The 20,443-nt window shown below is 67.6% G+C and carries 21 protein-coding genes and 1 pseudogene; 10 read left to right on the forward strand and 12 right to left on the reverse strand.

The features are described 5' to 3' along the window. Positions 1-49: 49 nt before the first annotated feature. The gene (locus KAK88_RS05715) at positions 50-2,383 is read left to right on the forward strand and encodes a TonB-dependent receptor (protein WP_242078244.1); all 2,334 of its coding nucleotides are present in this window, start codon (positions 50-52) and stop codon (positions 2,381-2,383) included. On the opposite strand, the gene KAK88_RS05720 is transcribed toward KAK88_RS05715, so the two are convergent. Further along, positions 2,384-3,073, reverse strand: coding sequence for a VIT1/CCC1 transporter family protein (locus tag KAK88_RS05720; protein WP_242078245.1), 690 nt, complete (start codon positions 3,071-3,073; stop codon positions 2,384-2,386). Positions 3,074-3,213: 140 nt separating this feature from the next. On the opposite strand from KAK88_RS05720, the gene KAK88_RS05725 reads away from it, so the two are divergent. Continuing rightward, a complete protein-coding gene (locus tag KAK88_RS05725; RefSeq protein ID WP_242078246.1) occupies positions 3,214-4,251 on the forward strand; it encodes a DNA adenine methylase in 1,038 nt (345 codons plus the stop codon). A gap of 62 nt (positions 4,252-4,313) precedes the next feature. Continuing rightward, on the forward strand, positions 4,314-4,592 hold the full coding sequence (locus KAK88_RS05730) for a hypothetical protein (protein WP_242078247.1): 279 nt from the start codon (positions 4,314-4,316) through the stop codon (positions 4,590-4,592). A 7-nt stretch (positions 4,593-4,599) separates the two neighbouring features. Here the strand turns inward: KAK88_RS05730 and KAK88_RS05735 are convergent, their stop codons facing one another. The 7 genes from KAK88_RS05735 to KAK88_RS05770 form a co-directional block, all read right to left on the reverse strand. Beyond that, positions 4,600-5,241, reverse strand: a complete 642-nt coding sequence (locus KAK88_RS05735) for a ribonuclease HII (RefSeq protein WP_242078248.1) — start codon at positions 5,239-5,241, stop codon at positions 4,600-4,602. Then, positions 5,234-5,842: a DNA-3-methyladenine glycosylase I gene (locus KAK88_RS05740; RefSeq protein ID WP_242078249.1), complete on the reverse strand. Its 609-nt coding sequence runs from the start codon at positions 5,840-5,842 to the stop codon at positions 5,234-5,236. Before KAK88_RS05740 ends, KAK88_RS05735 begins: the two co-directional genes overlap by 8 nt. Positions 5,843-6,342: 500 nt before the next feature. Then, entirely contained in the window at positions 6,343-7,101 is a 759-nt protein-coding gene (locus KAK88_RS05745; RefSeq protein WP_242078250.1) for a 3-oxoacyl-ACP reductase, read from the reverse strand. Positions 7,102-7,109: 8 nt separating this feature from the next. Then, positions 7,110-7,913, reverse strand: a complete 804-nt coding sequence (locus KAK88_RS05750) for a YgfZ/GcvT domain-containing protein (RefSeq protein ID WP_242078251.1) — start codon at positions 7,911-7,913, stop codon at positions 7,110-7,112. A 50-nt stretch (positions 7,914-7,963) separates the two neighbouring features. Then, positions 7,964-9,352 carry a hybrid sensor histidine kinase/response regulator gene (locus KAK88_RS16020; RefSeq protein WP_277928832.1) on the reverse strand — a complete coding sequence of 463 codons (1,389 nt, stop codon included), beginning with the start codon at positions 9,350-9,352 and terminating at the stop codon, positions 7,964-7,966. 67 nt (positions 9,353-9,419) lie between these two features. Further along, entirely contained in the window at positions 9,420-9,986 is a 567-nt protein-coding gene (locus KAK88_RS05765; protein WP_242078252.1) for a hypothetical protein, read from the reverse strand. Beyond that, a complete protein-coding gene (locus KAK88_RS05770; RefSeq protein ID WP_242078253.1) occupies positions 9,983-10,210 on the reverse strand; it encodes a hypothetical protein in 228 nt (75 codons plus the stop codon). The genes KAK88_RS05765 and KAK88_RS05770 overlap by 4 nt, the downstream gene beginning before the upstream one ends. Positions 10,211-10,296: 86 nt before the next feature. Here KAK88_RS05770 and KAK88_RS05775 point away from each other — a divergent pair, with 86 nt between their 5' ends. From KAK88_RS05775 to KAK88_RS05790, 4 genes are all read left to right on the forward strand, one after another. Further along, positions 10,297-11,262 carry a glycosyltransferase family 9 protein gene (locus KAK88_RS05775; protein ID WP_242078254.1) on the forward strand — a complete coding sequence of 322 codons (966 nt, stop codon included), beginning with the start codon at positions 10,297-10,299 and terminating at the stop codon, positions 11,260-11,262. Positions 11,263-11,357: 95 nt separating this feature from the next. Further along, positions 11,358-12,689: a dihydroorotase gene (locus KAK88_RS05780; RefSeq protein ID WP_242078255.1), complete on the forward strand. Its 1,332-nt coding sequence runs from the start codon at positions 11,358-11,360 to the stop codon at positions 12,687-12,689. Further along, a complete protein-coding gene (locus tag KAK88_RS05785) occupies positions 12,686-13,441 on the forward strand; it encodes a prephenate dehydrogenase/arogenate dehydrogenase family protein (protein WP_242078256.1) in 756 nt (251 codons plus the stop codon). The genes KAK88_RS05780 and KAK88_RS05785 overlap by 4 nt, the downstream gene beginning before the upstream one ends. A gap of 213 nt (positions 13,442-13,654) precedes the next feature. Continuing rightward, the gene (locus KAK88_RS05790) at positions 13,655-14,566 is read left to right on the forward strand and encodes a hypothetical protein (protein WP_242078257.1); all 912 of its coding nucleotides are present in this window, start codon (positions 13,655-13,657) and stop codon (positions 14,564-14,566) included. 34 nt (positions 14,567-14,600) lie between these two features. On the opposite strand, the gene KAK88_RS05795 is transcribed toward KAK88_RS05790, so the two are convergent. The 3 genes from KAK88_RS05795 to KAK88_RS05805 are packed head-to-tail and all read right to left on the reverse strand — an operon-like array spanning position 14,601 to position 16,539. Continuing rightward, positions 14,601-15,545 carry an alpha/beta hydrolase gene (locus KAK88_RS05795; protein ID WP_242078258.1) on the reverse strand — a complete coding sequence of 315 codons (945 nt, stop codon included), beginning with the start codon at positions 15,543-15,545 and terminating at the stop codon, positions 14,601-14,603. An 11-nt stretch (positions 15,546-15,556) separates the two neighbouring features. Beyond that, entirely contained in the window at positions 15,557-16,237 is a 681-nt protein-coding gene (locus KAK88_RS05800; RefSeq protein WP_242078259.1) for an SdpI family protein, read from the reverse strand. Continuing rightward, positions 16,234-16,539: a metalloregulator ArsR/SmtB family transcription factor gene (locus KAK88_RS05805; RefSeq protein ID WP_153922996.1), complete on the reverse strand. Its 306-nt coding sequence runs from the start codon at positions 16,537-16,539 to the stop codon at positions 16,234-16,236. The genes KAK88_RS05800 and KAK88_RS05805 overlap by 4 nt, the downstream gene beginning before the upstream one ends. Positions 16,540-16,645: 106 nt before the next feature. Between KAK88_RS05805 and KAK88_RS05810 the strand changes: the two genes are divergently transcribed. From KAK88_RS05810 to KAK88_RS05820, 3 genes and pseudogenes are all read left to right on the forward strand, one after another. Next, a complete protein-coding gene (locus tag KAK88_RS05810) occupies positions 16,646-18,832 on the forward strand; it encodes a TonB-dependent receptor (RefSeq protein WP_431307208.1) in 2,187 nt (728 codons plus the stop codon). Further along, positions 18,742-19,934, forward strand: a pseudogene (locus KAK88_RS05815) (PepSY-associated TM helix domain-containing protein). Before KAK88_RS05810 ends, KAK88_RS05815 begins: the two are co-directional and overlap by 91 nt. Then, positions 19,931-20,128 (forward strand): hypothetical protein, encoded by a 198-nt coding sequence (locus KAK88_RS05820; protein ID WP_242078260.1) that lies wholly within the window; start codon positions 19,931-19,933, stop codon positions 20,126-20,128. The pseudogene KAK88_RS05815 and the gene KAK88_RS05820 overlap by 4 nt, the downstream one beginning before the upstream one ends. Here KAK88_RS05820 and erpA read toward each other — a convergent pair. After that, positions 20,112-20,429, reverse strand: a complete 318-nt coding sequence (gene erpA / locus KAK88_RS05825; protein WP_242078563.1) for an iron-sulfur cluster insertion protein ErpA — start codon at positions 20,427-20,429, stop codon at positions 20,112-20,114. The two genes, KAK88_RS05820 and erpA, sit on opposite strands and share 17 nt — an antisense overlap. Positions 20,430-20,443: the final 14 nt, after the last annotated feature.

Raw genomic sequence — 20,443 nt, forward strand, 5'->3', positions numbered from 1 at the left:
TCGCCTTTTGGTACGAGCCTTCCTCTGCGCGCTGGTCGTCGTTTGCGGTGTGACCACGCCGTCGATCGGCATGGCTCAAGGCCGTTCCGCGCTTCAGGTGTCGGTCTCGCCTCAGCCCTTGCGGACTGCCGTCCTCGACTTCGGTCTGCAGGCGGGCGTCAGCATCGACGCCGCCGGAACCGAGCGATGCGGCCCAACGCGCGGGGTGAGAGGCCGACTTTCCGTCGACGCCGCCTTGTCCAGATTGATGCTGGGCACGCACTGCGTCGCGACCCGCGTCGGCGACGGCGCCTACAGGATCGTGCGGGTCGCCGCCGCGCCGCCTGCCGTCGCGCGGACGATTGCAGCGCCGCCCGCGCCCGTGGCCCCGACGACGCTGGATGAAGTCGTGGTGACGGCGTCACGCACGGACAATCTGCTGCTGTCGCGCGCCCCCTACGGCCTGTCGTCGCTGGATGGGGTGACGCTTGAACGGGCAGGGGTTAGCGACCTCGACGGCGTTGCCGCGCGCGTCTCGGGCCTGACGGTCACCAATCTGGGGCCGGGGCGCGACAAGCTCTTCATTCGAGGCCTGGCGGACGGACCCGTTGCGGGACAGGCGCAAAGCCTGATCGGGCTCTATCTCGACGATGTGCGCCTGACCTACGACGCGCCCGACCCGGCGTTGCGTCTGGCCGACATCGAACGGGTCGAGGTTCTGCGCGGGCCGCAGGGGGCGCTGTACGGCGCCGGTTCGATGGGCGGCGTCGTCCAGATGGTCAGCCGCGCGCCGGACTTGGACGGCGTCTATGGACGCCTGACGGCGGAGGGGGCGCTGACGGCCGGCGGCGCGCCGGGCGACGCCGTCGAGCTGATGATCAACGCCCCGATCCTGCGTGATCGCCTGGCGGTCCGGGTCGTCGGCTATGACGAGACGGTCGGGGGCTACGTCGATGATCAGGCCCTCGGACTGAGCAATACCGGCGGCATGCATCGACAGGGGCTGAGGGCGGCGGCGCTGCTGCGTCTGACCCCCGGCTGGACCTTGAAGACGGGCTTTCTGGCCCAGACCATCGACGTCGACGACAGCCAGTACGCCAACCTGGGCGCCGACCAACCCTATTCGCGTCGTCGCAGCCTGACGGAGCCCAGCCGCAACGATTTCGACGGCGTCTGGGCCTCGGTGGATGGGGATTTGGGCTGGGCGCGGCTGCGGGCCTCATCCAGCGTTCAGTCGCACGGCCTCGATGCGCGCTACGATGCGACGCCTGCGGCCGGATTGTTCGGGCTTACGGGAACAGCGGCGCTGGACCAGGCCGACGACCTGTCGGCTGCGGTGCATGAGGTGCGGTTGAACGGCGACTTCGGCGCGCGACTGAAGTGGAGCGCCGGGCTGTTCTTCTCGGAATATACCCACACCCGCACCGTAGGAATCTCGGACGGGCAGGGCGGGCCGGGGGTCTATCGACAGCACAGGCGCGACCATGTGGACGAGGCCGCCCTGTTCGGCGACGCCGCCTATGCGCTGAGCGACCATCTGAAGATCACGGCCGGCGCGCGCCTGTTCCGCATCGGGGTCGAGCATCGCAGCGAAACCGATGGCGATCCGACGCAGGTGTCTGGAGAAGACGCCCTGGTCGATATCACCCCGCGTCTGGTGGTCGAATATGATCGTGGGCCCTTCGTCTTCTACGCGCTGGCGACGGAGGGCTATCGCGGGCCGGGCTTCAACGCGGGCGCCGTGCCGGGCGGCGATCAGCAGCCCGCGCGACGGGTGAAGCCGGACGAGATCGTCGCCGGCGAGGCGGGCGCGCGCTTCACCCTGTTCGAAGGGCGACTGCGCGGGCGAAGCGCGGTCTTCGTCGCCGATTGGCGCAACATCCAGTCGGACCGGTTCGACGCCCGGGGCCTGCCCTTCACCGCCAATCTGGGCGATGGCCGCAATCGCGGGATCGAGGGCGAGGTCGAATGGCGCGACGGCCCATGGACGCTTGATGCGCACGCCGTCGTCAATGATCCCGAGTTGACCCGACCGGACCCCGGTTTTGCGCTGGGGACCGACACGCGACTGCCCGCGGTCGCCGATTTCAGCGTCCAAGGCGGCGTCGTGCACGAGGCGCATCTGACGCATGCGACGGTGCGATCCGAGCTTCGTCTGGGCTATGTCGGCCCGACCGATATCGCCCTGTCGCCGACGTCCACCGGCGCCTCGGCCGGCTATCTGACCAGTTCGCTGGGCGTCGGCGTGGAGATCGATCGCTGGGCGATCAGGGCGTCGGTGGACAATCTGTTCAACCGCAGCGACGACACCTTCACCTTCGGCAATTCCTTCTACGCCTCAGGCGACATCAGCACCCCGCAACGACCGCTCACCGCCCGCCTGGCCCTGACCGCGCGGTTCTGATCAGGCGGCGATGTGGAACAGGCGGCCCACGCCTGCGGTGATGGCCATGGCGAGCGCGCCCCAGAAGACGACACGCAAAACCGATCGTCCGACCGGCGCGCCGCCTGCGCGGGCGCCCAGGGCGCCCAGCACGGCCAGACCCAGCAGGGCGGAAGCCGCGACCCAGATCGCCAGCGTGTCCAGCGGCGCAACGGCGGCGACGACCAGAGGCAGGGCGGCTCCGGCCGAGAAGGTGATCGCCGAGGTCAGCGCCGCCTGGATCGGCCGCGCGGTGGTGATCTCCGAAATACCCAGCTCGTCGCGCGCATGGGCGCCCAGCGCGTCATGCGCCATCATCTGACGCGCCACCTCGGTCGCCAGATCCGGCGCGACGCCTCGCCCGACATAGATGCCGGCCAGTTCGCGCGTCTCCGCCTCATGATCGCCGGCCAGTTCGACCGCCTCACGGGCCAGATCGGCCTTTTCGGTGTCGGACTGCGAACTGACCGAGACATATTCGCCCGCCGCCATCGACATGGCGCCTGCCGCCAATCCGGCGACGCCCGCGATCAGGATGCCGCCATGACTGGTCGCCGCCGCCGCGACGCCCACCACCAGACTGGCCGTCGACACCAGCCCGTCATTGGCCCCCAGCACCGCCGCCCTGAGCCAGCCGATCCGATCGACCCGATGGGTTTCACTGTGGGGCATGCGCCTTCTCCGTGGTCGTCGCACCAAGCATGGACCGATCGATGGTTTGAAGCCAGGCGCGGTGCTTGGATCCCGACGACCGGGCAACTTCGCGCGCCCGGCGACAGCCGCTATGCTGCCGCGATGAGTCGGGCCGCGTCATGATCAAATATATCGGCTCCAAGCGCGCCTTGCTGGGGCATGTGACGGGTGCGGTGGCGGGGGTGCTGCCGCAGGGCGGGCGGGTCTGCGATCTGTTCTCGGGCACGGCGCGGGTCGGGCACGCCCTGAAGAAGCAGGGGTTTCAGGTCTGGTCGAACGACCTGAACGCCTATGCCCACGCTCTGGCGACGACCTATGTCCAGGCGGACCGGGAGCGGTGGGTCGCGCGGGCCGAGGGCGTGCTGGCCGAGCTGCGGACGGTGAAGCCCGAGGCGGGCTGGTTCACCCAGGCCTTTTGTCAGGATGCGCGGTACTTCCACCCGGACAACGGGGCGCGGATCGACGCCATGCGCGACCGGATCGAGGCGATGGGACTGGAGCCGGAACTCAAGGCCATCACCCTGGTCAGCCTGATGGAGGCGGCGGATCGGGTGGATTCCACCGCCGGGGTTCAGATGGCCTATATGAAGCAGTGGGCGCCGAGGGCGCTGAAGACGCTGGAGCTGCGCACCCCGGATCTGGTCCCGGCGGTGAACGGGCCATGCCGCGCGACGCAGGGCGATGCGGTCGAGATCGCCGAACAGGTCGAGGCGGACCTGGTTTATCTGGACCCGCCCTACAACCAGCATTCCTATCTGGGGAACTACCATTGCTGGGAGAGCCTGGTGCTGTGGGACAGGCCCGAGACCTATGGGGTGGCCAACAAGCGGGTGGACGTGAGGACGCGCAAGAGCGCCTTCAACAGCCGGCCCGGCATCGGCCCGGCGCTGCGGACCGTGATCGAGCGGGTCAAGGCGCCGAACCTGATCGTCAGCTTCAACGACGAGGGGTATCTGAGCCGTGCCGACCTAGTCGAGATGCTGTCGGCGCGGGGTCATGTGCAGGTCCTGGAGATGGCGCATCCCCGCTATGTCGGGGCCCGGATCGGGATCCATAATCCCAAGGGTGAGAAGGTCGGGCAGGTCGGGCGGCTCAAGAATGTCGAGCACCTGTTCGTGGTGACCGAGCGGCCGGTCTCCCTGCCCGTGGCCGCATAGACACCAATGAAAACAACGGAGGGTAGGGCGGAACGCGAATCGTTGCGTGCCGTTGTGGAACTATGCAACCGCACCCGTACACCGCCCCGAAGACCGATCGCAGCGACGACTACCGCGTGCGTCCGGCAGCTGAGCCGCGCTCGTGGGCGCCGCGGACGGCGGATGCGACCTTCACCCACAACGCCGCGCGTTATACGCGGCCGGTCGAGGCCGTTCAGCCGGTCGAGCAGATCGATGTCGAGCCCGAGGTGGCGCCGCCGCCGCGCTGGATGATGGCGATCGCCGGGGCGGCTGTGGCGGCCCTGATGGGCGCGTTGCTGGGCGGCTTCCTGCACATCTGAGACGGCGTCAGGCCTCCTGCAACAGCGCCTTGATCGGCGACCAGCTGCGCCGATGGGCGGGGCAGGGGCCCAGGGTTTTCAAGGCGTTCTGGTGGATCGGGGCGTTGTAGCCCTTGTGGCTGGCGAAGCCGTAGCCGGGGTATTGGGCATCCAGATCGATCATCAATCGATCCCGTGCGGTCTTGGCCAGAATCGAGGCCGCCGCGATGGAGAGCGACAATCCATCGCCGCCGACGACCGTCTGGATTTCGCAGGGAAGCTTGAACCGATAGTTGCCGTCGACCAGGGCGGCGACCGGCTGGACCTGCAAGGCCTCGATGGCGCGGCACATGGCAAGGCCCGTGGCGTGCAGGATATTCAGTTCCTCGATCTCGTCCACCGAGGCGAAGCCGACGCCCCAGGCGACAGCGCGGGCCTTGATCTCGGGCTCCAGGGCGGCGCGACGCTTTTCGGTCAGGGCCTTGGAATCGTCGATGCCGGGCGGCAGGTCGTCAGGGTTCAGGATTACGGCCGCCGCCGAGACGGGCCCGGCCCAGGGACCACGTCCGGCCTCGTCCACGCCGCAGACGTGACCGTTGACGCGCTGGATCAGCACCGTTTCCAGCGCGAGGGTCGGGAAGGCTTTCGGATTTGCAGGGGCTCTAGCCATGGCTCGCCATCGCACGAACCTGGGCGTGACGGAAGCAAGTCGTCTGGTGATCGTTGACCATGCCGACGGCCTGCATGAAGGCGTAGACGATGACCGGGCCGCAGAAGTTGAATCCGCGTTTCTTCAGCGCCTTGGCCATGGCGACGGACTGTTCGGTTTGGGTCGGGGCCTGACGATAGTCGGCGTAGGGGGTCTGGATCGGTTCGCCGCCGACGAAGGACCAGAGCCAGGCGGAGAAGTCCTCCCCGTCATCGCGCATCTGGAGCCAGATCTGGGCGCCCCGGATGGCGGCGTTGATCTTGGCGCGCGAGCGGATGATGCGCGGATCGTTCAGCAGGCGCTGGATATCAGCCTCGTCGTAGCGGGCGACGATCTCGGGATCGAAACCGTCGAAAGCGTCGCGGATGCCCTCGCGTTTTCTGAGGATGGTGATCCAGGCGAGACCGGCCTGAAAGCCGTCGAGCACCAGTTTTTCCCACAGGGCGCGGGGATCGCGCTCGGGTACGCCCCATTCGGTGTCGTGATAGGCGACATAGAGGGGGTCGGTCCCGCACCAGCCGCATCGGCCGCCGAGACCCTCTGGGGCGTGTGAGTCGATCATGGCCTGAAGTTGCCAGTCTGTTCCGATTGAGGGAAGGGTCGTAGGCGTCGGGGCGATGGAGGAAAAACACCGTCTAAAGTGTCTAATTCGTCTAATCTCAGGGTGGTGGTTGGAAATTGCACTGCACCTCAAGAACGCGTGCAAAGTGCAAGAAAGTGCAATTTCGAGGTGTGAAGTTGGACGGCGGAAAAGCAGTCCAATGAATCCAGGTCTTCATCTCCCTTGATCGTCAAACTGCGCATTGTAAGGACGCTTGAGGGGAGGGGGTGGTCGATTGACGCTGCTGAAAGCTAAGCGACTGAAGTCCTTTAAAATATCCTGCGCGAATAGGATGTATCTCGTCTCCTCCCCATGAAATGGGGAGGGGGACCGCAAAGCGGTGGAGGGGTTCTTTGAAGTCCCACAGGCGGCGGTGAGGCGGCTAAGAGCCCCTCCGTCACGGCGCAAGAGCGCCGCGCCACCTCCCCATCGCTACGCGCTAGGGAGGAGACGGTCATCATTCAGTCTCGGACCAATCCGCCGTCCACGACCAAGTTCTGGCCCGTCACGGCGCGGCTCCACGGGGAGGCGAAGAAGAGGACGGCGTCGGCGAACTCTTCGGGCGTCGTCACCGAGCGCAGCGGGGTCATGCCGGCGATCAGGTCGAAGACGGCCTCGGGCGTGGCGGCGCTGGCGTCGGTGGTGCGAAGCAGGCCGCCCGAGACCATGTTGACGGTAATCCCGTCGGGCCCCAGGTCGCCGGCGGCGGTGCGGGTCAGGCTGAGCAAGGCGGCCTTGGCGGCGGTGTAGTCGTGGTAGGGCACGACCGGGTTCTGGAACAGGTTGGTGCCGATGTTGACGATGCGGCCGAACCGGGCGGCGGTCATGCCGGGCGCGGTCGCCTGGATCAGGTTCAGGGCGCCGCGCACGACGGTCGAGAACTGGCGATCCATCTCGTCCCAGCCGATGGCGGTCATCTGGGAGCGGGCGTCGCCGTTGAAGCTGTAGTCCAGGGCGTTGTTGACGACGGTGGTGACGGGGGCGCCGAAACGGCTGTGCGCAGCCGCGACCATGGCGTCGACCGCGGCGCGGTCGGTCACGTCGGCCTGGAGGGCGAGGGCGCGCTCGCCGATCTCGGCGGCCAGGGCGTCTGCCGCCTCGCCGCTGTTTCTCCAGTTGATGACGACGCGGGCGCCTTCATGGGCGAAGGCGCGGACGCAGGCGGCGCCGACGCCGCGCGCCCCGCCGGTGACGAGAACGATCTGATCGGCGATCTTCATGGGGGGACTCAACGGTTGGGGACGGGAAGAACGTCCTCGCCCATCCAGGCGGGTTTGCGCAAGCGCACCGGGCGGCCGTCCACGGTCAGGTCGCCGTCGAGGCGGTCGATGCGCAGCAGGGCCATGACCGAACCGTCCTGCCCCGAGAGGACCTCGCCCGCGCGGAGTTCGCCCTTCAGCACCTCGGCGCCGAAGGCGGGGGGCGGGCCGTCGAAGTCCAGCGGCAGCATCCGGTTCTTGATCGTGCCCCGGCGCTTCATCCGCGAGGTCGTTTCCTGGCCGACGAAACAGCCCTTGTGGAAATCGATGCCGTTCAGCAGGTCGAAATCGGCCTCGATCGGATAGGTCTTGTCCTGGGGCGCGTCGGCGGTCGGATCGGGCAGGCCGACGGACAGGCGGTGGGCGTCGTAGTCGGCCTCGGAGGCGTCCGGAATCGCCTGGCCATAGAGACGGCCGCCCATCAGGGGCGTGCGGGGGTCGGGGATGAAGCCGGCGGGCGCATCCGGCCAGGCGGCGAAGATCGGGCGGTCTTCGGCGGCGACCTCGACCTTGGCGCGCAGCTTGTACATCGACAAACGTTGGATCAGGGCGTCGCGACGCTCGGCGGCGACATCCAGAACGACGCCGTCAGCCTGTCCCAGAAGGAAAAGGTCGAACAGCAGCCGGCCGGGCGGGGACAGAAGGGCGCCGAACCGCAGTTCGCCGTCGGCCAGCGTCTCCACGTCCTGGGTCAACAGATTATGCAGGAAGGGTTTCGCCTCCTCGCCCGTGACGGAGATCAGGGCGCGACTGTCGAGACGGGCGATGGGCATGGGGCGAAGATAGGGCCGACGGCGCGGCTTCAGAAGACGCCGCGCCGAATTTAGGCGACGGCGGCCGCCGCATCCTCAAGGCCGGGATCGAAGGTGCGCCAGTCGCTGGCGCCCCAGGCGGTGACGCGCATGACCAGGTCGACGATGTTCATCGGCTTGGCGATGCAGTCGTCCATGCCGGCCTGTTCGTACTGGGTCAGCTGTTCCGGCAGGGTGTTGGCGGTCAGGGCCAGGATGGGGGTGCGGCCCACGACACCGGGCAGGGCGCGGATGGCGCGGGTCGCCGCGACGCCGTCCATTACGGGCATCTGGATATCCATCAGGATCACGTCCCAGTCGCCGGTGCGGGCGGCCTCGACGCCCTGTTCGCCGTCGTTGGCGGTGGCGCAGACGATGCCCTGGGCCGTCAACACCGCCATGACCAGGGCGCGGTTGCTGTCGTGATCGTCGACGTAGAGGACGCGCAGGGCGGGGGCGTCCTCATTGGCCGGCGGGGCGGGCTCGGCCGGGGTGTCTGAGGGCGCCAGGGGAACGACGTTGTCGGCCGACAGGTCGATCATGTCGTTGACGACGGACAGCAGGCGCTGGCCCGCGCCATTGATGCGGGCGGCCTGATCGGCCTGTTCGTCGGGCAGGCCGGCCTTGGACAACAGGTCGGAAAAGCCGATGACGGCGTTCAGGGGCGTGCGCAGTTCGTGCGACATGTCCGTCAGGAACTTCTGCCGGGCCTCGGCCATCGAAGTCTTCTGCTCGGCGGCGACGCGGGCCTGTTCGGCCTCGACCCGTTCGGTCACGTCGATCTCGTTCAGCAAGACGCCGAGATGGCCCGTGACGGGGTCCGTCACGGGGCGAATGTCCAGGTGGTGCCAGCGCACGCCCTCGCGCGTGATGATCTCGCAGACGTCGGAAATCGCGGCGCCGGACAGGGCGGTCGCCAGCATGGGCTGGGCGCGTTCGGGTTCGGCGAACCGGGCCTCGAAGGGGTGCGCCGTTGAGCCGTAGGCGGCGAAGGCCGACGGGTTGGAGAAGATCGGGCGGGCTTCGCTGTCGAACAGGGTGATCAGGGTCGAGGTGTGGCGCAGGGCCTCGACCGCGCGACGCTCCTCGTTTTCGACCGTGATGGGCGCGGCCTCGAACAGCAGGACCGGCGTGCCGTCCGTCAGGCGATAGGTCGAGATCACCGCCGACACCGTCAGCGGTCGCCCGTGCGGGTAGAAGGTCCAGTCTTCCGTCAGGGTCTCGCCGTGCGCCGTCTCGCGCGCCAGACGCTCGGTGCGGGCCAGGACGGCGGGGGAGACGTTGCTGAAATCGCGCGCCAAAAGGGCGTCGAGATTGTCGGAGCCCCAGAGGTCGAGCGCGGCCGCATTGGCGTAGACGCCGCGCAAGGCGACCGGATCGAACATCCAGATCGGTCGTTTCAGCGCGTCCCAGGCCTGCATCGACGGCGTGCCCTTTCCAGCGACGGCGTTACGGATTTCACCGTAGGGCCAAGGGCTTAAGCTTCGGCTAAGCTTTCGGCCGATCCTGGGTTGTCACCGCATATCGCGCGACGACGCCGTCCGGCTGGAAGTCGTGCTCGGCCAGCCGGTCGAGGGACATCAGGACGCGCGCCGAGAAGGCGTCCGGGTCGCCGTCCTCGATGGCCGGTCGCAGCCAGTCGGTGACGACGGCGCGGGCGGGATAGGTCCCGACCGGGCCGGGAATGCTGAGCGCGACCTCGATCCCTTCCGCGACCCAGCCGGCGACGGTCACGAAGAAGTCGGGCGAGGCCAGGAAGTCCGAGCGGCGCAGGACATACAGGGTGATGACCCCGTCCTCGACGCCGTCGGGGCGGACGATGACGCCGCTGCGATCCGGTCGCCAGTCGTCGGACAGCTCGACCACGCGCCACAGGCAGAACCAGATGCGGCAGGTGTTAGGCCGGATCGCGTGAACCGAACAGCCGGCGCCATCGACGCAATAGGCGCACAGCTCGCCCGTCGGCTTGGCCAGTTCCGGCAGGTTCAGCGGAATGACCCGGCAGCATTCGACGCAACCGCCGCAGGTCCGGCCGGGGAGAAGGGGCAGACTCACCCGGCCGAACGCTCCAGCCGGGCGATGCGGCGATCCATGTCGGCGACGACCGCTTCCAGGCGGGCCTTTTCGGAGGCCATGTCAATCGGCGTGCCGTCCTCGTAGGAAATCGTCGCGCCCTTGGCGATCAGGTCCAGCCGATAGATGGCCGTGACGCGCTGGGCCTTGAAACGTTCGAGAGCGGCGGCTTCTGGATCGGGGGCTAGGTCGGGCGTCTGGCTCATGCGCGTCGCTGTAGCGCATGGGGCCTTCCTGTGGAAACACGCGTTTGGCGCTGAACCGCAGATAGAATCCCTGTATCCGTCGACGGATGATCGGGCGGTTTCCCATCCTGTACATCGCCGAGGCGGACGCCGAGAACGCCGTGCTGTCCTCAGGCGTGCTGGCGCATCTGGTCGAGAGCCTGCCGCACGCGACCTTCACCATCGTCGGATCTGCCGCCAGCGCGCCGCTGTTCGCCGATACGCCGCGCCTGACGAAGTTGATCGTGCTGGAGCGCGAGGGCCATTTCGAATGGATCGCCCTGTGGAACCAGGTGCGGGCGACCAAATGGGGGCTGGTCGTGGACATGCGCGGCTCGGACCTGTCGGGCAAGCTGAGGCGGCACAAGCGCGCGGTGCGGGGCAAGGATCAGCCGGGCCTGCATGCGGTCGAGGCGGCGGCGGCGGTGCTGAAGCTGGAGCCGGACGAGATCCCGGCGCCGAAACTCTATGTCTCGGACGAGACGCAGGCCCAGGTCGAGGCGCTGATCCCGACGACGGGCGGCGACGGGCCGATCCTGGCGGTCGGGCCGGGCGTGGAATGGATGGGCAAGCGCTGGCCCGCCGAACGCTACGCCAAGGTGGCGGCCAAGCTGCTGGCCGACGACGGGCCGCTGGCGGGCGGGCGGCTGATGATCGTGGGCGAGGAGATCGACCGGGAGGCGGCGCACACGATCCGCTACGCCGTGCCGCGCGCGCGGGTGATCGAGCTTCAGGGCAAGCTGACGCGGCTACAGACGGTCGCAGCCTTGACGAAGTCGGTGCTGTACATCGGGGCGGACTCGATCTGGACCCAGCTGGCCGTGGCCTCGGGCGTGCCGGTGGTCGCCGCCTTCGGACCTTCGGATGAGACCGTGCGCGGGCCGTGGAAGGGCGAGGCCGTGCGCGGGCCGCGGACCTATGAAGAGTTCAAGAAGCTGGATCCGCGCCTGAACCAGGCGATCCAGCATATGATGGATCTGCCGTGGGAGCGGGTGCTGAAGGCGGCGCAGCGGATGTTGAAGGCGCGGGGCTGAACACGATGTCTCTCCCCGGGGAGGGAGAAACTTTCGCCGCTTTCGCGAACGAGGCTGCATCCGCTAGAACCGTCGAAACACGCGCAGGATTTCCCATGACCCAGACCTATGACCTGATCGTCCGTGGCGGCGAGGTGGCGAACCATGCGGGGCGGGGCATGGCGGATGTCGGGGTGATCGACGGCAAGATCGCCTTCATCGGCGACCTGAGCCAGGCCTCGGCGGGCGAGGTCTTCGACGCGACGGGCCTGACCGTGCTGCCCGGCGTGATCGACACCCAGGTCCATTTCCGCGAGCCGGGGCTGGAGTGGAAGGAAGATCTGGAGACCGGAAGCCGCGCGGCGGCCCTGGGCGGCGTCGTCGCCGTGTTCGAGATGCCGAACACCAATCCCAACACGACCGATCCCGACACCATGGCCGACAAGCTGGCGCGGGCGAAGGATCGGATGTGGACCGACCACGCCTTCTACGTCGGCGGCACACACGAGAACGCGGACTATCTGGGCGAGTTGGAGCGGCTGCCCGGCTGCTGCGGGGTCAAGGTCTTCATGGGCGCCTCGACCGGGGACCTGCTGATCGCCGATGACGAGGGGGTGAGGAAGGTGCTGTCCAATGTGCGCCGCCGCGCCACCTTCCACTCCGAGGACGAATACCGTCTGGTCGAGCGACGCGGTCTGGCCCGCACCGGCGACTGGACCAGCCACCCCGAGGTGCGCGACGCCGAGAGCGCCATCCGCTCGACCCGTCGGCTGGTCGGCCTGGCCAAGGAGACGGGCGCGCGCATCCATGTGCTGCACGTCACGACCCGGGACGAGATGGAATATCTGCGCTTCCACAAGGATGTCGCCACTGTCGAGATCACGCCCCAGCACCTGACCCTGGTCGGATCGGAAGCCTATGAGCGGCTGGGCAGCTATGCCCAGATGAACCCGCCGATCCGGTCGCAGGAGCATGTGGATGCGCTGTGGCTGTGGGGGATGCAGCAAGGCGTGGCCGACGTGCTGGGCTCGGACCATGCGCCGCACACGAAGGAAGAAAAGGCCAAACCCTATCCGGCCTCGCCGTCGGGCATGCCGGGCGTGCAGACGCTGGTGCCGCTGATGCTGACGCACGTCGCAAACGGGCGGCTGTCGCTTGAGCGGTTCATCGACCTGACCTCGGCGGGGGCGCAGCGGGTGTTCGGCACGGCCAACAAGGGACGGATGGCCGTCAGCTATGACGCCGACCTGACCATCGTCGATCTGAAGGCGAAGCGGACGATCACCCACGATCAACAGGCGACTCGCTGCGGCTGGACCCCGTTCGATGGGGTCGAGGCGACCGGCTGGCCGATGGCGACCATCGTGCGCGGTCGGGTGGTGATGCAGGACGGCGAACTGATCGGATCGGCGCACGGGCGCCCGGTGCGGTTCATGGAGACGCTGTGAGGGACAGGCTCGGCCTGATCGGCTTCGGCGCCTTCGGGCGGCTGACGGCGCGGCATCTGTCGGCCGGGTTCGAGATCCTGGCGCATGATCCGTCAGCCAGCGATGACGAAGGCCTCGCGACCCTGACCGATCTGGCGACCGCCGCCGCCTGTCCTACGGTGGTGCTGGCCGTGCCGGTCGAGGCGTTGGAGGCGACGCTGATCGCCATCGGCCCGCACCTGAGGCCCGACGCCTTGGTCATCGACGTGGGCTCGGTCAAGGTGAAGCCGGCGCAGGCGATGAACGCCCTGCTGCCGCCCGGCGTGCGGATCGTGGGCACGCACCCCCTGTTCGGACCGCAGAGCGGCAAGGACGGCATCGCGGGCCTGCGGATCGCCGTGTGCGAGGTGCGGGGGGCGAAAGACGCCCGCCGCGTCGCCGCCTTCTGCCGCCGCGCGCTGGGGCTGAAGGTGTTTCAGGTCAGCCCCGAGGACCATGACCGCGAGGCCGCCACGGTGCAGGGCCTGACCCATCTGATCGCCCGCGTCCTGATGGCCATGGAGCCCCTGCCGACGCGCATGACCACCGCCAGCTTCGACCGTCTGATGCAGGCCGTCGACATGGTCCGCCACGACAGCCCCGCCGTCTTCCGCGCCATCGAACGCGATAACCCCTTCGCGGCGGAGGTGAGGGATCGGTTCTTCGCCCTGGCGGACGAGGCGCGGGCTGGCTCAGAGAACCATCCTCGGCCGTCCGATCAATCACAGGACTAAAGCTGGTTGTGTTCGCCGTTCTCTGTTTGGAAAAACGGGATGATCGACATGAGGTGGCGAACATAGACATATGGCGTCCGGAGGATGCCGATGTCTTTAATCTTAGCGCTCATGTTGCAGGCCTCCGTGGCGGCCTCGTCGACTGCGAACTGCACAGGGGCGAGACAAGGTGAGGTGTGTACCGAAGAAGGGCGCGCCGCACTGAGGGCCGCATTGGACGTGAAGCCATTGCAGGCTGAGACAGCCGACGGCGTCGAGGTCTATCGCGCCTTCTACCTCGAGGGCGGGGGAGGCTTACCCGCCGTCGCCTTTGTCAGACGTCCCGGTCACAGCCCGTCGGTGGAAGTGTCGTCTGGAGCCAACCGCAAGATGACTGCCGATGTACCGCAGGAGGTTTGGCGGCAAATCCAGCAGGCTGGCGACGAGTTGCTCGTTCCCGTGGAGGTCAGAACGCCTGCGCCCATCGATGTCTGTATGGATGGTGGAGCCATCTTCGCCGAGATCGGGCTGCCCTCTCCTGACAATCGATCGCGGGCGAGGATCAAGCAACTGTCGTCAAGCAGCTGTGAGAGCAATGCGATCGTCTCCTTCGCACGTCTTGCGGCCAAGCTTGCTGAGCCGCTGTTTCCAGCGTGCGCTGCGATTTCAGGAGATGCCGCGCCCGACGGCGTTTTCCGACTATCGAATTGCTTTCGATTTAGCGGCGACGAGATGGCGGCGGCTGAGGTCTTCAGTCGCGCGAGGCAGGATTTGCGAATCCTGAAAGATGACTCGATCACCCGCAAACGACTGGAGTGGCGGCGGGTAACAGGGGTCGATCCTTGGACCCGACTTCAGTGGGCAGGGCGCGACATTCCAAGAAATCGCGTCGGCCATGATGAAGGCGGTGCAACCGACTTCTTGATCGCCCGGGAAGGCGAATGTCCTGGATTGAGTTTTGAGCCTGGCAAGCTTCATGGGGTGTCATCGACAGTCGTCGAAGTCGATGGCTTTGCATCATGCCGACCTGCTGATCGCCAGGGGAAGAGTGTTTACGCCACCTATCGTCAGGTCTGGCGACGCGCGCCTCACAGCGACTGGCGTGTGATGGAATGGGTGGTCGGACCGTTCGCTCCTGTCACATGACGGTCGGCCAGATCATGGCGTTGAAGGCTTAGATCTAATGAGTGCTTTCTGTTTCCCGAATGAACGTCGCCACATCCTGCGCCACGCCTGGCGCCAGCGGTAAGGCCGGGTCGGCGTAGGTCGCCAGATTGGCGGCGCGGTCGGCGGGGGCGGTCTTGAGTAGGTGGTTGACGCCGTCCCAGAGTTTGAGCGTGGCCTTGGGGTCGGCGGCGGCCAGGGCTTGGGCGTCCGTGACGCCGATCTGAAGGTCGGTGGTTCCCTGGCCGATGAAGACCGGGCCGTCGTAAGTGGCGAGCAGGGCGGCGGGGTCCAGCGGCAGCCACGAGATCAGATAGGGCTGGACTGACGGGCGGAACAGGGCCGCCAGCGCGGGCGGCGTGTCGGCGACGGTGCGGCCGGCTTCGAGCACGGTCAGGACGGCGAAGGCCTGGGTCTTCAGGGGTTCGGGCAGGCCGGCCTGGAGTTGTTCGCGGATCACCACGCCGGCCGGACGACCGGCGCCAGACAACAGGATCAGGCCGCAGACCTTGTCGTCGCCGCCCTCGACCGCCTTCAGCGCGACCAGGGCCCCTTCGCTGTGGCCGATCAGCCAGGCGCACGACTGATCCGTGCGCGAGGCGGCCTCGGCGGCCCAGGCGCGGGCGTCGGCGGCGTAGTCGTCGAAGCGCAGCTTGGTTTCGTCGAGCCCGGCAGGGGCGCTGGCCGCAATGCCGCGCTTGTCGATGCGCACGGTGGCGATCCCCTGTTCCGCCAGGCCCTCGGCCAGCATGCGATAGGTGGAGGCGGCGACGCCCATCGGGCTGTTCCCGTCCCGATCGGTCGGGCCTGAGCCGGGCAGGATGACAGCGACGGCCGTGGACGCCTCCGGCGTCAGCAGCGTGCCATGCAAGGGCGCCGGCTGGGCGGGCAGGGCGATGTCGGTCGAGGCCGGGCCCGCGAGCAGGCTGGCGGCGAGAAGGGCGTGGGTCAGCGTCAGCATGGCAGTCTCCTTCAGAAGGGTTGGCGGTCGGGATCGGCGCGCCACACGCGCCAGCTTTCGAAGATCGAAAGGCCTGCGACCACGATGACGGCGGCGATCAGGGCCATGACGCCATAGGGCGGGGGCGCAAGCGGCGCGGCGATCAGACCGACCAGACCGACCAGGCAGAACAACCGGCCGGCCAGACGGTTCGAGCGATCCCAGGCCAGACGGCTCTTGTAGTTCCAGGGGGTGCGCACGCCTATCAGGGGATTGGGCGCGACCCGGCCGAGAAAGGCGCCGACGACTAGCAGGATCAGCGACAGGGCGCCGGTCAGGACGGCAGGGCCGCTGTCTATGCTGGCGTGACCCAAGCTGGCCCAGGCGATGACCAGACCGACGGCGGCGACGATGAACACGGTCAGCCCCTGACCGATCCGCATCGAGCGACGACGTGAGGCGTCGCCTTGATCCTCGGCGCGCAGGGCGGCCAGACCCAGGCCGGCGGCGGCGATGAAGCCGATCACCGCCAGGCCGCCCGCGAAGGTCGCGAACTCGACCCGGTCGCCCCAGCGGTCGACCTGCCAGTCCGCATTCCAGTGCATCGGCATGGGCGTCGTCGGACCATTGACGCCGATGTGGAGGGCGAAGGCCGCCTGCACGCCGAAGACGGCGAAGGTCAGATAGTCCAGCAGGGACAGGCGATCCTTCATCGGCGTGGTTCCTTTGAGGGCTGGGGCAGGGGTTCGGTCGCTTCGCCGGTTCCGACGATGTCCATCAGAAAGGCCATGGCCTCCTCGACCGCCGAGATTTCCAAACGGTAGCGGATGGTCTGGCCCTCGCGCTCCGGGCTGACCAGGCCGGCCTCCTTCAGGGCGTTGAGGTGGCCGGTGATGGTGGGCCAGCTCATGTCAAAGGCGGCGGCGATATCGCCGGAGGCCAGCGGACCGGCGCGCAGCATGGCGATGATGCGACGACGCACGGGATGCGACAGGGCCTTGAACAAGGTGTTCATAGCGACCTTCCTAATTAGGAAATCGGCTAAATGCAATATGTCGCGGGTGCGGCGGATTGCATTGCACCGAGCGATCGGGCTAGGGACGCGCAACTTGATTTTGAGAATGCGTATCAAAATGCCCTGCCTTCGCCGTGCCTCCGTTCTTTTTACCGCCAGCGCCCTGGCCCTGACGCTCGCCTCGCCGGCCCTGGCGCAGCAGGCGACGGCCCCGGCGGAGCTGGGGGAGATCGTGGTGACGGGATCGCAGGTTCGGCTGACGGCGCCGGCGGCGGGCGGTCAGGTGGCGCGCGGTGGACGCATTGGTCTGCTGGGCAATCTGGGCGTTATGGACACGCCGTTCTCGACCGCCAACTACACCGAAAAGCTGGTGCGTGATCAGCAGGCGCGCGGCATCGGCGACGTGCTGCAGAACGATCCGACGGTGCGGGTGTCCAAGGGGTTCGGCAACTTCCAGGAGCTGTATGTCGTTCGCGGTTTCCCGGTCTATTCGGACGACATGAGCTACAACGGGCTCTATGGCGTTTTGCCGCGCCAGTTCGTGGCGGCCGAACTGGTCGAGCGGGTCGAGGTGTTTCGCGGCGCCAGCACCTTCCTGAACGGCGCTGCGCCGGGCGGAACGGGGGTCGGCGGCGCCTTCAACCTGACGCCGAAGCGGGCGGGCGACGCCCCCCTGACGCGCCTGACCGGAGGCGTATCGGGCCGTGACGAGATCTACGCCGCCGCCGACCTGGCTCGCCGTTTCGGCGATGAAGGCGAATGGGGCGCGCGCCTGAATATCGCCAGCCGTGCGGGCGAAAGCGCCGTCGAGGATGAGACCGGCCAACTGCGGGTCGTGGGCCTTGGACTGGACCGCCGAGGCGATCGCGCCCGGTTTTCAGCCGATCTGGGCTGGCAGGATCACCGGATCGACGCGCCCCGTCCCAGCGTGACGCCTGGAACCGCCATCCCGGACGCGCCCTCGGCCGACAAGAACTTCGCCCAGCGCTGGACCTACACCGACGAGGAGCAGCTGTTCGGCGCCGTGCGCGGCGAGCTGGACCTGACCGACAGCATCAGCGCCTGGGCCGCTTTCGGCGGGCGTCAGGGCGAGGAAGACAACAGCCTGGCCAATCCGCGCGCCGACGCGGCGGGTGCGATCCGCGGCTATCGCTTCGACAATATTCGCGAGGACACGGTGTGGTCAGGCGACATCGGCGTGCGCGCCGACCTGACGACCGGCCCGATTGAGCATCGCCTGGTCGCCTCGGCCTCGCAGATCCAGTCCAAGTCGAAGAACGCCTGGGCGGCGTCGAGCTTCGCCGGCTATGCGATGGGGACGCTGACCAATCCGCTGCTGTCGCCGGCGCCGGCCATCGCCAGCGTCTCGGGCGATCTGGATGATCCAAACGTTACAGAGCGGGTCAAGAACACCAGTTTCGCCGTCGCCGATGTCTTATCCTTACTGGACGGACGGCTGCTGGCGACCGTCGGCGTCCGCTATCAGGAGATCGAAACCCGATCCTACGCCTATGCCGACGGCGCCTTCACGTCGGGCTATTCCAGCGACGCGACGACGCCGGCCTTCGCCGTGGTCTACAAGCCCAGCAACGCGATCTCGCTGTACGCCAACTATGCCGAAGCCCTGGTTCCGGGCACGACCGCGCCGGCGGTGGTCAATGGCGTGACGGTGGCGAACGGTGGCGACGTGCTGTCGCCGTTCCGCGCCGAGCAGGCCGAGATCGGCGCCAAATACGACGCTGGTTCATATGGCGGCACGTTGAGCGTCTTCCGCACGACCCTGCCCAGCGCCTTTTTCGATCCGAATACCGCTGTCTATTCGGACGGCGGCGAGCAGGAAAACAAGGGCGTCGAGCTGACGGTCTATGGCGAACCGGTCGCAGGCTTGCGTCTGATCGGCGGCGCGACATGGCTGGACGCGGAGATCAATCGGTCGCTGGCCGCCGCCAATGCGGGCAAGTCGGCGATCGGCGTGCCGGACTTTCAGGCCAATCTGAACGTCGAGTGGGACGTGCCGATGGTCAGCGGCCTGACGGTCGAGGGCCGGGCGGTCCATACCGGCGCCCAGCCGGCCAATGCGACCAATACGCTGGAGCTGGAAAGCTGGACCCGGTTCGACGCCGGCGTGCGCTACGCCTTTGTGGCGGGCGAAAAGCCGGTGACGCTGCGGGCGCGGGTCGAGAATGTCGCGGACGAGGATCAGTGGGTCGCGGTCGGCGGCTATCCGGGATCAAACTATCTGACGCTGGGCGCGCCGCGGACCTGGCGTCTGTCGGTCTCGACCGAGTTCTGATCCGCGCCGGCCGATGCACGCCCGGACGATCCGCGCCTGGACCTGGACGCACAAGTGGTCGAGCCTGATCTCGACCCTGTTCCTGCTGATGCTGTGCGTCACGGGACTGCCGCTGGTGTTCAGCCACGAGCTGAACGAGGCGCTGCTGCATGAGCCGTGGGCGCCGAAGAACCCGGACGGCCGACTGCTGACGCTGGACGAGGTGCTGGCCGCCGGTCTGGCCAAACATCCGGGCGAGGTTCCGGCCTTCATGAGCTTCGACGAGGACCGGCCGGTGGTGAACGTCACCAGCCGCGCCCCCGACGCCCCGGCCGGCAAATACAGTTTCGAGCCCATCGACCAGACCAGCGGCGAGGGCGCGCCGCTGGTCGCCGGTCATCCGGCGATGGAGTTCCTGCTTCAGCTTCACACCGACATGTTCCTGGGTCTGCCGGGAATGCTGTTTCTGGGCACGATGGGGCTGTTGCTGGTCGTCGCCGTGGTGTCGGGCGTGGTGCTGTATGCGCCCTTCATGCGTCGGCTGCCGTTCGGGACGGTGCGGGTCAAGAAGGCGGCGCGGACGCGGTGGCTGGACTACCACAATCTGCTGGGCGTGGTGACAGCGGCCTGGGTGCTGGTGGTGGGGCTGACAGGGGTGGTGAACACCCTGGCCACGCCCATCCTGGCCTATTGGAAAGAGACGGCGCTGAAGGAGTTGACGGTCGCCTACGATGCGCCGGCCCCCGCCCAGGGCCGGGCCTCGCTGGATGCGGCGGTGGAACGGGCCAAGGCGGCGCTGCCGGGCATGAAACTGCAGTTCGTGGCGTTTCCGGGAACCGACTATTCGACCGACCACCACTATGCCGTCTTCTTCCACGGCGACACGCCGCTGACGACGCATATGACGACGCCGGCCCTGATCGACGCGCGGACGGGCGAACTGGCGGCGGTGGCGCCGATGCCCTGGTATGTGAAGACCCTGTCGCTGTCGCAGCCGCTGCACTTCGGCGACTATGGCGGGCTGGCGCTGAAGATCCTGTGGGCGCTCTTGGACATCGCCACCATCGTGATCCTGGGGTCCGGCCTTTATCTGTGGCTGGGCAAGGGGAGACGGAAGGCGTGAGCCGTCGCCGTCACAATCCGAGGGATCTGAGCCTGTGGGCCATCTTCCGCGCCCCCATCGTTCTGTTCGCGCTCAGCCTGATCGGGCTGGTGGGCGCGCTGTTGCAGGATGGAGTGTGGGACTGGGTGTTTGCGGCCTTGCTGGCCTCGCCCATCCTGGCGACCGGCTGGGCCGTCGTCAGATCGAGAAGCTGACGCCGCAGCCGCAGCTGGAGGCCGCGTTCGGGTTCCTGACCACGAACTGGGCGCCGGCCAGTTCATCGACATAGGCGATCTCGGAGTTCTTCAGGAAGGGAACCGAGACGGGGTCGATCAAGGCGGTCTGGCCGTCGGTCTGGATGCGCAGATCGTCGTCCTCGGCCGTCTCGACAAGTTCGAACCGATACTGGAACCCCGAGCAGCCGCCGCCGTCCACCGCGACCCGCAGCATCAGGGTCTTGCCCTCGGCCGTGCCCAGCTTGGCCAGCCGCTTAGCGGCGCTGGCGGCCAGGATGATGCCTTCCGGCGCGC

Origin of the sequence: Brevundimonas diminuta (assembly GCF_022654015.1) — a bacterium.
Taxonomy (GTDB): domain Bacteria; phylum Pseudomonadota; class Alphaproteobacteria; order Caulobacterales; family Caulobacteraceae; genus Brevundimonas; species Brevundimonas diminuta_C.